The following is an 11422-nucleotide window of genomic DNA, read 5'->3' as shown; positions in this document are numbered from 1 at the left end:
GATCAGGCGCAGTAGATGTGGATGGTGTTCTTGATGGAGCCCGTACACATCGCACAATCGGTGACGAGCATATCGGTGCCGCCGATGATATCCGCCTCGGCGAATTCGTTGGCGAAGAGCGCACCCGCCGGGTTGTTCTTGTCCGCCTGCGTGCGCCATTGCGCGGCACGGCTGACGGAGTTGGAAGCGAAGTTCATGTCGTTGTTCATCGGATTCATCCTTTGCGGTATGGAATGGAAAAACGTACGTACTCCGGTGCCCTCACCCCGGCCGATTCTTGTCGTGCGCCCGGATACGGCACAAGGGCCAACGCCATGCGTCGTTACGTGTTTTCGGCATGAGCCGCAAAAGTGACGGCCGCAAACGAAGAAGGCCCCGGATTTCTCCGGGGCCTTCCTTGTTTTGCTTACTTACGAAGCCGGGATCACGCCGCCGCGCGCGGCGCCTTCTCGAGAATGCCGAGAATTGAGCCGAGCTTTTCGCGCATTTCGCGACGGTCGACGATCATGTCGATGGCGCCGTGATCGACCAGGAACTCCGGACGCTGGAAACCTTCCGGCAGGGTCTCGCGCACGGTCTGCTCGATGACACGCGGGCCGGCGAAACCGATCAGCGCCTTCGGCTCGGCGACGTTGAGGTCGCCCAGCATGCCAAGGCTTGCCGACACACCGCCGGTGGTCGGATGCGTAAGCACCGAGATGTACGGCACACCGGCATCGCGCATGCGCGCCAGTGCGGCCGACGTCTTGGCCATCTGCATGAGCGAAAACAGGCCTTCCTGCATGCGTGCGCCACCCGTGGCGGCGAAGCAGACGAGTGCGCTGTTTTCCGCCAGCGCCTTCTCGGCGGCGCGTGCGAATTTCTCGCCGACCACCGACCCCATCGAGCCACCCATGAAAGCGAACTCGAAGGCGACCGAAACGATGGGACGATCCAGCAGCGTGCCGGACATCGCGATCAGCGCATCCTTTTCACCCGTGGACTTCTGCGCGGCGACGACGCGGTCCTTGTACTTCTTCTGGTCCTTGAACCTGAGCGCGTCGACGGCCTCCAGCTTCGGCCAGAGTTCCTTCGCGCTGCCTTCGTCGAGGAACGCGTTGAGGCGCACGCGGGCCGAGATCGCGTGATGATGGCCGCACTTCGGGCAGACCATCAGCGACTTTTCGAGCTCCGGCTTGTAAAGGACCGTGCCGCAACCGGCGCACTTCTCCCACACACCCTCGGGCACCTTGCCCTTACCGCCGGCCGCGCTGGGTGCGCGGGTCTTCGGCGTCATGATTTTCTGCAGCCAGTTCATCGTGCGTCTCCGATTGGTGTCGCGTCGCGCGCGGGGCGCGCTCCTACATGAAGCTCGTTTCGATCAGCGCGCGTCGAGGGCGGCGCGGATCGGGGCCAGGAAATCGTTGGCCCGTTTTGCCACCTCGTCAGCGGACGTCGCACCGGCCAGACGTTCGACCAGGGCACTGCCGATGACGACCGCATCGGCGAACGCACCGATGGCCGCGGCACTCGCGGCGTCGCGCACCCCGAAGCCGACGGCGACCGGCGCCTTCGACGTCGCCCGGATGCCGGCCACGCGCTCGGCGATATCCGCCGTGCTGAGCTGGGCCGCGCCGGTGATGCCAGCGAACGACACATAATACAGGAAGCCCGAAGCCGCCTCGCACAAGGCCTGCAGCCGGGTATCGGTGGTCGTTGGCGAGGCCAGCAGGATCTGGTCGAGGCCAGCATCGCGCAGCGGCGCGAGCACGTGCGCCTCCTCGAGCGGGCAGTCGACCATCAGCACGCCATCGACACCCTTCTCCACGGCATCGTCGGCGAATTCCGGGTATCCGTACATCTCGACCGGGTTGAGGTAGCCCATCAGGACGATCGGCGTTTCGTTGTCGGTCTCACGGAATGCCGCGACCCAGGCCAGCACGTTATGCAGGCCGATGCCTTTAGCAATGGCCCGCTCGCTGGCGTGCTGGATCACCGGGCCGTCGGCCATGGGATCGGAGAACGGCACGCCCAGTTCGATCACGTCGGCGCCCGCGGCGACCAGCGCATGCAGCATCGGCACCATGGCGTCCGGCTGCGGGTCACCCGCCGTGACGAAGGTGATCAGGCCGGTACGACCGGCGGCTTTCAGTGCCGCGAAACGGCTTTCAAGGCGGCTCATCAGATCTCGATCCCTTCACGCTCGGCGATGGTGTGGACGTCCTTGTCCCCGCGACCGGAAAGGTTCGCGAGCACCAGGCCGTCGCTGGGCAGTTCACGGGCCAGCTTGATCGCCTGGGCGATCGCGTGGCTCGATTCCAGCGCGGCAAGGATGCCCTCCGTGCGGGCGAGCAAGTGGAATGCCTCGAGCGCTTCGTCGTCCGTCACGCCGACGTATTCCGCCCGACCGGCGTCCTTCAGGAAAGCGTGCTCCGGGCCGACGCCCGGATAGTCGAGGCCCGCGGAAACGGAATGCGTTTCGACGATCTGGCCGTTCGCGTCGGAGAGGACGTAGGTGCGATTGCCGTGCAGTACGCCCGGCTTGCCCGCCGCAAGCGAGGCGGCATGACGCCCCGTACCGATACCGTCGCCCGCCGCCTCGGCACCGACGATGCGCACGTCGCGGTCGTTGAGGAAGGCGTGGAACAGGCCGATGGCGTTCGATCCGCCGCCGACGCAGGCGGTGATGACGTCCGGCAGACGGCCGAACTGCTCCAGCGTCTGCTCGCGCGCTTCGCGACCGGCGATGGCGTTGAAGTCGCGGACCATCTGCGGGTACGGGTGCGGGCCCGCCACGGTGCCGATGATGTAGAAGGTGTCGGCGACATTCGTGACCCAGTCGCGCATCGCTTCGTTGAGGGCGTCTTTCAGTGTCTTCGAACCGGAGGTGACCGGGACCACCTCGGCGCCGAGCAGGCGCATACGATAGACGTTGATCTTCTGCCGCTCGATGTCGACGGCGCCCATGTAGACGACGCACTTCAGGCCCAGACGCGCGGCCACGGTGGCGCTCGCCACGCCATGCTGGCCCGCACCGGTCTCGGCGATGATCCTCGACTTGCCCATGTGCCGGGCGACCAGCGCCTGACCCACGGTGTTGTTGATCTTGTGCGCGCCTGTGTGGTTCAGGTCTTCACGCTTGAGGATGATCCGCGCGCCGCCGACGTGCTTCGTCAGCCGCTCGGCGAAGTACACCGGGCTGGGACGGCCCACGTAGTACTTGAGGTCGCGATCGAGCTCGGCGATGAAGGCGGGATCGACACGCAGTCTTTCATACGCGGCGGTCAGCTCGGCCAGGGGCTCCATGAGCGTTTCCGCCACGTAGATGCCGCCGTAGTCACCGAAGCGGCCATGCGCATCGGGGTAGGCGTGAAAATCCGTGATTTCGGTCATTGCCTTCTCGTTATCGTCGTACAGCGGAAATGAAGCGTTCCATCTTAGCCCCATCCTTGATACCGGGCGACGTCTCGATCCCGCTGGAGACGTCGACGGCCCAGGGGCGTGCGATGCGGATGGCCTCGGCCACGTTGTCGGCGCCGAGCCCACCCGCGAGGATCAGGGGTTGCGCAAGATGTTTCGGCATCCGCGACCAGTCGAAACGCTGCCCGCTGCCGCCCTGCTCGCCGAGCCCATGCCCATCCAGCAGCAGCCCGGCCGCGCGCGGATATTCGTGCAGACGCGCCAGCGCCGCCTCACCCTCACCCATCGCGATAGCCTTGGTATAGCGCACGCCGTAGCGGGCGCATTCGTCGTCGGTTTCGGCGCCGTGGAACTGAAGCATGTCGGGACGGAGCACGCGCAGCACCTCATCGATAAACGCAGGCTCATCGTCCATCACCAGCGCAACCGTGGTGATGTACGGCGAAACGGCATCGCGCAGCTGCGCGGCGGCGGCCGGCTCGACGAAGCGCTTGCTCTTGCGCGTCATCACGAAGCCGATGGCATCCACGCCGAGGTTCACCGCGAGGCGTACATCGTCGAGGCGGGTCAGCCCGCAGAACTTGATCCGGGTCATAGCGTCACTTCCTGTGGCAGCCCCCAGTGGGCTTCGTAAAGCGGTCCGAGGAAGGTCAGCCCTTCCGCGGGTGCGGTGGCGCCGGCGACCTCGCGATCGCGGCCGGCCAGCAGTTCGGCCATCCAGCCGACGCTCTCTTCACCACGGCCGATCCGCAGCAGCGAACCGACGATATTGCGCACCATGTGATGGAGAAAGGCATTCGCCTCGATCTCGACGACCACATGGATGTCTTCGCGAAACACGCGGATCGAGCGCACGTTGCGCCGCGCATGCGCGGCCTGGCAGGAGATCGCGCGGAACGCGGTGAAATCATGCTCGCCGACGATGGCTTGCGCGGCTTCGTTCATGGCCTCCGCATCGAGCTGACGGCGCTCCCAGGCGACGAACCGCGCATCCAGCGCCGGGCGCACGAAGCGCGGCAGCAGGCGGTATCGATAGCGTCGGGCCCGTGCGGAGAACCGCGCATGGAAGTCGTCCGGCACCACCTGCGCCCAGGTCACCGCCACCGTATGCGGCAGATTGGAGCAGGCGCCGAGGATCCAGCCGCGCATGTCGCGCACCACCTCGGTATCGAAATGCACCACCTGGCAGCGACCGTGCACCCCGGCGTCCGTACGACCGGCCGCGGTCACTTCGATGGGCGTCTGCGCGACAAAAGCGAGCGCGGCCTCCAGCGAACCCTGCACGGTCTTCGCATGGCTGAGCCGCTGCCAGCCGAAGAAGTCGGTGCCGTCGTATTCGACGCCAAGGGCGATGCGCATGGGGCGGGGTTCTTGGGGCGGTGGAAACGGGAAAGAGTACCACTCGGGGGGCTGGGGGTGCGTTCGGGGGCGTATGGGGGATGGCAGCGGTTGCGCTGAGGCTGGGGAGCCGTTGGATGCCGTTCCTGTCGCTAAGTCCTCGTCCGGCCTTCGCCTCCCTGCGGAATCGCTCCAGGAACGGCAGCCAACGACTCCCTCCCAACGCAACGGTAGATTGTGGGCGAGCAAAACAGAGCGCGGCGATCTTGCGGCCTGCGCCTATGCTCCTCGATCGTTTTTGCGACACGAAACCTCATCGGTCGGAGGGGTGCCGCCGGGTGTCGTTCTCGGAGCGCTTCCGCACGTAGGCGAAGGCCGAAGGAGGACTTAGCGACGAGAATGGCACCCGGCGGCGCCCCTGCCTCGACGCATTCGCGCCCAACGCGATGGCGAAGCCGAGCACAAAAAAAAGCCCCGGCACAACCGGGGCTCCAGCATCACGGCCTACGAATGACTCAGACGATATCGCTCAGAATCCGCTTCGCGGTGTCTTTCTGCATCTGCGAGCCCTCGGCGATGACTTCCTCGAGCATGAGGCGGGCGCCTTCGGCGTCGCCCATGTCAAGGTAGGCACGGGCCAGGTCGAGCTTGGTGTCGACCGGGTCGTCGCTGAAGCTGTCCGCCGAATGGTCGGTAAGCGGTTCTTCGTCGGGGAAGACCGGGAACGCCGGCGGTTCGTCGAAGCGCGGCGGCTCGTCGAAGCGCGGCGGCTCGTCGAAACGCGGCGGATCCGACGGCCTGGGCGAGGCGAGATCATGGTCTTCGTCGAACGACCACGTCGAACGCTCTTCCTCGTGCGTCTTCGTCTCTTCGCTCAGGATGTCGCCGAAGGTCGAGCCGTGGGCGGGCTCGTCGTGCAGCGGGGTTTCGCTGTACGGCGATTCCGGCGCATCGACATCGAAGACGTCCGGTGCGTTGGGACGGCGATCCGCCTCGGCACGCTGCACCGGCGTGAGGTCGAAGTTGAAGTGGTATTCGCTGTGTTTCTGCGGTGCCGGACGCGGCGGGATCTCGCCCTCGTCCGGACCCGTCACGTAGCTGCCCAGGTCGAATTCTTCGAGCGCGGCGGCCTCGTCGGCCGTGTGCGGCGTGGCCGCCGTGTACGTGTCGTACGGCTCCTCCACCGCGTCGACCGGCGTGCCGCCGAACAACGGATGGCTGGGGGCCAGGTCTTCACCCATCATCACGACTTCGCGCCATTCCGGCTGTTCCGGATCGGCGACGTGCGCGTGCATGGCCTCGGCGGCGGCTTCGAAATGCTCGACGTCGCGGCGGCCGTAGTAGAGGCTGACCAGCTCCAGGTGCAGGCCGATGTCGTCCGGGTGTTCAGCCAGGGCGTCGAGGATCTCGCGCTGATCCTGGTCGATGGCATCGTTATGACCGTATTCGCCGAAGCTCGGCTCGTGGCCGAAGCGATCGGCCAGCGAACTCGCGCTCGCCGCGGCCGGCCTGGGCTTCTTGCGGCCGAACACGGCCGCGACCAGCAGCAGGAGGACGACGATGGCGCCGCCGCCCCATGCCCACGGCTGCATGTACCAGGGATCTTCTTCGACCGGGACCGGCGCGACCGGAGTCGCCTTTTTGACCGGCGGCCTGGCGGCAGCCACTGGCGCGGGCGCAGGCGCCTGAGGCGCGGCCGCCGGTGCCTGCAACGGCGTCGTTGCCACCGTGGCGGCGGCGGACGGTACCGGTGCCGGCGTGGCCGCCGGAGCCGATACGGTAGCGGCCGGGGTCGACGCGGGCGTGGCAGCGACCGGTGCCGGTGCGGGAGCAGGCGTCGGAGCCGGGGTCGGCGCGGAAGCCGCCGGGGCCGGCTGGCCACCCGTCTTGCGCGCGTCGGCCAGCTTGCGCTGCAGCTCGGCGATTTCCGAATCCTTGAGACTCAGGAGGCGCTCGTTCTTGGTGTTGATCTCTTCGAGATCGCTGATCCGCGACTTCAGCTCGGCGCCCTGCTGCTTCAGCGAGGCGACGTTTTCCTGCTGGGTCGTCAGCTCCTGCTTGAGGCCGGCGACCTGGGCATCGCCCTTGCCGTCCTTCGTGCCCGCGCGGGTGGACGCGGCATCGCCACCGGCCTTGGACGGCACGATGGCGAGGCGATCGTTGGCGGGCGCGGCGGCCTTGCCGGTGTCCTGTGCCGCGCCGGTCGAGGCGCCATCGGCGACCACGGACGGCTTGCGGGTGGAGCCCGAGCGCCACTCTTCGTTCTGGCGACGCACTTCGGCCAGGGCCGACGCGGCGGACTGGGCTTGCACGTCTTCCGGCGACGGCACGCGCAGCACGGCGCCCGTCTTCAGCGCATTGATGTTGTCGCGGTAGAACGCATCCGGGTTGGCCTTGTGCAGGGCCAGCAGCATCTGGTTCATGTCGCCGCCGTTGCCGTGCGCGCGCACGATGGCGGACAGGCTCTGGCCGCGCTGGACCGGACCGTAGCTACCGTCGGCGGAAACCGGCGCGCTGCTGCGCGATGGCGATCTGGCCGGAGCGGCCGCTTCGCTGCGCGACGGACGCGATTCATCTGACGAGGAGCGGGACGGCACGTCCGAGGTGCGCGACGGGCGCGAGGTCGGCTTCGGTGCACCCGTGGACGGCGCCGAAATCGGGGTACCCGGCGGATCGAGCAGCATGGTCACCTCGCGGACGACCTTGTTGCTCCCGCTGGAGACCTCGACGAGGAAATCGAGATAGGTGTCGCGGACCGGCGAGCTGCTGGTCACCCGGATCACCGGCTGGCCGCTGGCATTCCTGGCCACCGCGAAGCTGAGCGCCACGGGCAGGCCGTCGCGATTGAGCCCGGCGCGGGAGAAAGCCTCCGGCGAGGCCAGAGCGACATGGACGTTGTCGAGACTACCCGACACGCCGGTCAGCGGGATTTCCGCGACCAACGGCTGTTCCATGGTGGAGCGCATCTGGACCGGACCCAGGTTCTGGGCCATCGCGTGGCCGCCCCCCGTCACCAGCGCCAGCATGATCGACAACTTCAATGTGCGGTTCATTACTGCTTCCCCCGAACGAATATCATGCCGGCGGTGCGCCTCTTTCGGGCGATCAACCGCGAAGGCGCCACTTTAGTGCACCCCAGCAACAACTAACAATAGCGAACACGGGTAGTTACGCGACAACGTTGCGGTCGTTCGCGAATCCCGTACACGCCCCCCTTACAGTTAACGCGGCCGTTGCTCGGCGGCCAGTTGCTTTTCCAGCTCGGCGATCTTCCGATCGCGTTCGGCCAGGGCTTTCGCCGCCGCGTCGGAGTTCGACTCCAGCGTGTCGACCCTGGCCTTGAGCCGCTTCACACTGGCATCCTGCGCCGTGACCTCCCGGTGCGTCGCATCCAGTCTGGCCCGGGCGGCCTGCGCATCTTCAGCTTGCGCCGGCGCCGCCGCCCGCTGCCCGGCCATCGCAAAAGGCGAAACCAGAACGAGCAGGCAAGCGGCAACGGCGCGATGCTTCATTACAGATAGTCCTCGATCAGGATCTCCGCGATCTGCACGGCATTCAGCGCCGCACCCTTACGGATGTTGTCGGACACGACCCAGAGGTCGAGGCCGCGCTCATGGGAAATGTCCTCCCGGATACGGCCCACGAACACGGGATCCTTGCCGGCGACATCGCCGACCGGGGTCGGATAACCGCCGGCCTTGCGCTCGTCCTGTACGACGATACCCGGCGCCTGCTCCAGCAGTTCGCGGGCGCGCTCGGCCGTGATCTTGTCGCGGGTCTCGATGTGCACGGCCTCGGAGTGACCGTAGAACACCGGCACGCGCACCGCCGTCGGGTTCACCTGGATCGAAGGATCCTCGAGGATCTTCCGGGTCTCCCAGACCATCTTCATTTCTTCCTTGGTGTAGCCGTTGGGCTGGAAGTCGTCGATGTGCGGGATCACATTGAAGGCGATCTGCTTGGGAAACTTGGACGTCTCGACGTCCTGGAAGTTGAGCATCTGCGCGGTCTGCTTGCCCAGCTCTTCAAGGCCGCTGCGGCCCGCACCCGACACCGACTGGTAGGTGGCCACGTTGATGCGTTCGATGCCCACCTCGCGATGGATCGGCGCCAGCGCCACCAGCATGCCCATGGTCGAGCAGTTCGGGTTGGCGATGATGCCGCGCACCGTGTAATCGGCGATCGCGTGCGGGTTGACCTCGGACACCACCAGCGGAATGTCGTCCTGGTAGCGGAATTCGGAGGTGTTGTCGATCACCACGGCACCGGCCGCCGCGGCGCGCGGCGCGTGCTCACGACTGACGGAGCCGCCGGCGGAGAAGAAGGCGATATCCACGCCGTCGAAGTCGTATTTGGCGAGATCCTGGACGACGTAAGGCTTTCCAGCGAAATCGACCGTACCGCCCGCCGAGCGCTCGCTCGCCAGGGGCACCAGTTCGCTGACCGGGAAGTCCCGTTCGGCGAGGATCGAAAGGAGGGTTTCGCCGACCGCGCCGGTCGCACCCACCATGGCTACCTTGTAACTCGTCTTCTTGCTCATCAGTCGCTTTCGTCAGGGCGTGGGAAACAGGTCAGCTGGCGTCGGCCAGTACACCCGGATTGAGAATCGTGGGTGGCCGGCCGGCGTGGGGACCATGTCCAAACGCCGCCAGCACATTGTCCACAGCCAGCGCCGCCATATCGCGACGTGTGTCGCGACTTGCGCTGGCGATGTGCGGACTGAGCACGATATTTTCGATTTTCAGCAGGTCGGGGTGCACCTGGGGCTCCCCTTCGAACACGTCGAGGGCGGCCGAGGCGATCGTCCCGTCGGTCAGCGCCCGGGCCAGGGCCGCGTCATCGACGATGCCGCCACGGGCGATATTGACCAGCGTGGCCGTCCGCTTCATGGCCTTCAGCTCCGCCTCGCCGATCGTATGGCGATTGGCCGGCGTGAACGGGAGCACCAGAATCAGGTGGTCCGACTGGGCGAGCAGCGTGGCCTTGTCGACGTACCGGGCCCCGCAGTCGCGCTCGATCGAGGCCTCGAGGCGCGACCGGTTGTGGTAGATCACCGGCGCGCGGAAACCGGAGGCGCGGCGCGCGATGGCCTGCCCGATCCGGCCCATGCCGAGGATACCGATGGTCTTGCCGTGCACGTCGGCGCCCAGCCAGCCCTCGAAACGAGAGCCATGCCACTGCCCGTCACGCAGCCAGCGTTCGGACTCGCCCACCCGGCGGGCCGCGGCCAGCATCAGGGCCCAGGCGTAATCGGCTACCGTCTCGTTGAGCACGTCCGGAGTGTTCGACGCACCGACACCGGCGCTGGTCAGGGCATCGATGTCGAGGTTGTTGTACCCCACTGCGAGATTGGCCAGGAAGCGCAGCTTCGGCGCGCCCTGCAGCACCTTGCCATCGATCTTGTCGGCGAGGCCGACGATCGCGGCGTCGGCGTCGGCCAGGCGTTCCGCCAGCTCAGCTGGCGAGAACGGCCGTTCTTCGGTCTCGGCGCGCACGTCGAAGTGCTCGCGCAGACGGTCGACGATATCGGGAAAGAAGGGTCGCGAGACCCAGACGACTGGCTTGCTCATGCGTTGTCCTGTACGACGCCGGGGATCCGCGGGGGCACCTCGCCCACATCGCCGCATTGCGCACGATGGCGCAGCGCCTGATCCATCAGCACCAGAGCCAGCATGGCCTCGACGATAGGCACGGCGCGGATACCCACGCAGGGATCATGGCGGCCCTTGGTCACGACCTCGGCCGGCTGCCCTGCCCGGTCGACGCTGCGTCCCGGGATCAGGATGCTGGAGGTCGGCTTGAAGGCCACCGAGACGACGACAGGCTGGCCCGAGGCGATGCCGCCCAGGATGCCGCCCGCGTGATTGGAGAGAAAACCGTCGGCGGTGAGTTCGTCGCGGTGCTGCGTACCGCGCTGGGCCACGGCGGCGAAGCCGTCGCCGATCTCGACACCCTTGACCGCGTTGATCGACATCATGGCGGCGGCGAGTTCGCCGTCCAGCTTGCCGTAGATCGGCTCGCCCCAGCCCGCCGGCACGCCGTCGGCGACCGCGGTGACTCTGGCGCCCACGGAATCGCCCGACTTGCGCAGGGCGTCCATATAGGACTCGAGTTCGGGAATCTGGGCCGCGTCGGGCCAGAAGAACGGGCTGGTCTCGATGGCATCGGCGTCGAAACCACGCGGCACCATCTCGCCGATCTGGGACACGTGGCCGCGAACGGTAACGCCATAGCGCTGGGCCAGCCACTTCTTGGCGATGACACCTGCCGCCACGCGCATGGTGGTCTCGCGCGCCGAGGACCGGCCGCCGCCGCGCGGGTCGCGCACGCCGTACTTCTGCCAGTAGGTGTAGTCGGCATGTCCAGGGCGGAACGTGTCGAGGATATTGCCGTAATCCTTTGACCGCGCGTCGGTATTGCGGATCAGAAGCGCGATCGGGGTGCCCGTGGTCACCCCCTCGTAGACGCCCGAGAGGATCTCGATGTCATCCGCCTCGCGGCGTTGCGAGGTGTGCCGCGAGCGCCCGGTGGCGCGGCGCTCGAGGTCGGCACGGAATTCGGACGCCTCCAGTGCCAGACCCGGGGGACACCCGTCGACCACGCACCCGATCGCCGGGCCGTGGCTTTCGCCGAAGGTGGTGACAGAGAGCAGCTTGCCGAACGTATTGGAGGACACGGTACTTCC

11 protein-coding genes are annotated in these 11422 nt (G+C 66.8%); all 11 read right to left on the bottom strand.

Annotated elements, in window-relative coordinates:
- Positions 1-2 precede the first annotated feature (2 nt).
- The 11 genes from FA87_RS07090 to aroC all read right to left on the bottom strand — a co-directional run bounded on the left by FA87_RS07090 (position 3) and on the right by aroC (position 11413).
- A complete protein-coding gene (locus tag FA87_RS07090; RefSeq protein WP_043693394.1) occupies positions 3-209 on the bottom strand; it encodes a DUF6229 family protein in 207 nt (68 codons plus the stop codon).
- Between the two features lie 215 nt (positions 210-424).
- The gene (gene accD / locus FA87_RS07085; RefSeq protein ID WP_043693391.1) at positions 425-1297 is read right to left on the bottom strand and encodes an acetyl-CoA carboxylase, carboxyltransferase subunit beta; all 873 of its coding nucleotides are present in this window, start codon (positions 1295-1297) and stop codon (positions 425-427) included.
- 63 nt (positions 1298-1360) lie between these two features.
- Positions 1361-2161, bottom strand: a complete 801-nt coding sequence (gene trpA / locus FA87_RS07080) for a tryptophan synthase subunit alpha (protein WP_043693388.1) — start codon at positions 2159-2161, stop codon at positions 1361-1363.
- Positions 2161-3372: a tryptophan synthase subunit beta gene (gene trpB, locus FA87_RS07075; protein WP_043693385.1), complete on the bottom strand. Its 1212-nt coding sequence runs from the start codon at positions 3370-3372 to the stop codon at positions 2161-2163. The genes trpA and trpB overlap by 1 nt, the downstream gene beginning before the upstream one ends.
- Positions 3373-3382: 10 nt before the next feature.
- Positions 3383-3994 carry a phosphoribosylanthranilate isomerase gene (locus tag FA87_RS07070; RefSeq protein ID WP_043693382.1) on the bottom strand — a complete coding sequence of 204 codons (612 nt, stop codon included), beginning with the start codon at positions 3992-3994 and terminating at the stop codon, positions 3383-3385.
- Positions 3991-4758 (bottom strand): tRNA pseudouridine(38-40) synthase TruA, encoded by a 768-nt coding sequence (gene truA / locus FA87_RS07065; protein WP_036114074.1) that lies wholly within the window; start codon positions 4756-4758, stop codon positions 3991-3993. Before truA ends, FA87_RS07070 begins: the two co-directional genes overlap by 4 nt.
- 494 nt (positions 4759-5252) lie before the next feature.
- On the bottom strand, positions 5253-7790 hold the full coding sequence (locus FA87_RS07060) for a FimV/HubP family polar landmark protein (protein WP_043693380.1): 2538 nt from the start codon (positions 7788-7790) through the stop codon (positions 5253-5255).
- A 168-nt stretch (positions 7791-7958) separates the two neighbouring features.
- Positions 7959-8249 carry a hypothetical protein gene (locus FA87_RS07055; RefSeq protein ID WP_043693378.1) on the bottom strand — a complete coding sequence of 97 codons (291 nt, stop codon included), beginning with the start codon at positions 8247-8249 and terminating at the stop codon, positions 7959-7961.
- On the bottom strand, positions 8249-9277 hold the full coding sequence (locus FA87_RS07050; protein ID WP_036114081.1) for an aspartate-semialdehyde dehydrogenase: 1029 nt from the start codon (positions 9275-9277) through the stop codon (positions 8249-8251). The genes FA87_RS07055 and FA87_RS07050 overlap by 1 nt, the downstream gene beginning before the upstream one ends.
- Before the next feature lie 31 nt (positions 9278-9308).
- Complete coding sequence (locus tag FA87_RS07045; protein ID WP_043693375.1) at positions 9309-10307, bottom strand: D-glycerate dehydrogenase; 999 nt, start codon at positions 10305-10307, stop codon at positions 9309-9311.
- Positions 10304-11413, bottom strand: coding sequence for a chorismate synthase (gene aroC / locus FA87_RS07040; protein ID WP_043693372.1), 1110 nt, complete (start codon positions 11411-11413; stop codon positions 10304-10306). Before aroC ends, FA87_RS07045 begins: the two co-directional genes overlap by 4 nt.
- Positions 11414-11422: the final 9 nt, after the last annotated feature.

The sequence above is a fragment of the Luteibacter sp. 9133 genome, from assembly GCF_000800155.1.
Taxonomy (GTDB): domain Bacteria; phylum Pseudomonadota; class Gammaproteobacteria; order Xanthomonadales; family Rhodanobacteraceae; genus Luteibacter; species Luteibacter mycovicinus.
The sequence above is the reverse complement of the archived record's forward strand: the minus strand, read 5'-3'. Positions and strand labels throughout refer to the sequence as shown.

Excerpts from the sequence above, each read along its gene's own strand:
- FA87_RS07090 (WP_043693394.1), bottom strand. The coding sequence starts at position 209 with ATGAACAACGACATGAACTTCGCTTCCAACTCCGTCAGCCGTGCCGCG.
- accD (WP_043693391.1), bottom strand. The coding sequence starts at position 1,297 with ATGAACTGGCTGCAGAAAATCATGACGCCGAAGACCCGCGCACCCAGC.
- trpA (WP_043693388.1), bottom strand. The coding sequence starts at position 2,161 with ATGAGCCGCCTTGAAAGCCGTTTCGCGGCACTGAAAGCCGCCGGTCGT.
- trpB (WP_043693385.1), bottom strand. The coding sequence starts at position 3,372 with ATGACCGAAATCACGGATTTTCACGCCTACCCCGATGCGCATGGCCGC.
- FA87_RS07070 (WP_043693382.1), bottom strand. The coding sequence starts at position 3,994 with ATGACCCGGATCAAGTTCTGCGGGCTGACCCGCCTCGACGATGTACGC.
- truA (WP_036114074.1), bottom strand. The coding sequence starts at position 4,758 with ATGCGCATCGCCCTTGGCGTCGAATACGACGGCACCGACTTCTTCGGC.
- FA87_RS07060 (WP_043693380.1), bottom strand. The coding sequence starts at position 7,790 with ATGAACCGCACATTGAAGTTGTCGATCATGCTGGCGCTGGTGACGGGG.
- FA87_RS07055 (WP_043693378.1), bottom strand. The coding sequence starts at position 8,249 with ATGAAGCATCGCGCCGTTGCCGCTTGCCTGCTCGTTCTGGTTTCGCCT.
- FA87_RS07050 (WP_036114081.1), bottom strand. The coding sequence starts at position 9,277 with ATGAGCAAGAAGACGAGTTACAAGGTAGCCATGGTGGGTGCGACCGGC.
- FA87_RS07045 (WP_043693375.1), bottom strand. The coding sequence starts at position 10,307 with ATGAGCAAGCCAGTCGTCTGGGTCTCGCGACCCTTCTTTCCCGATATC.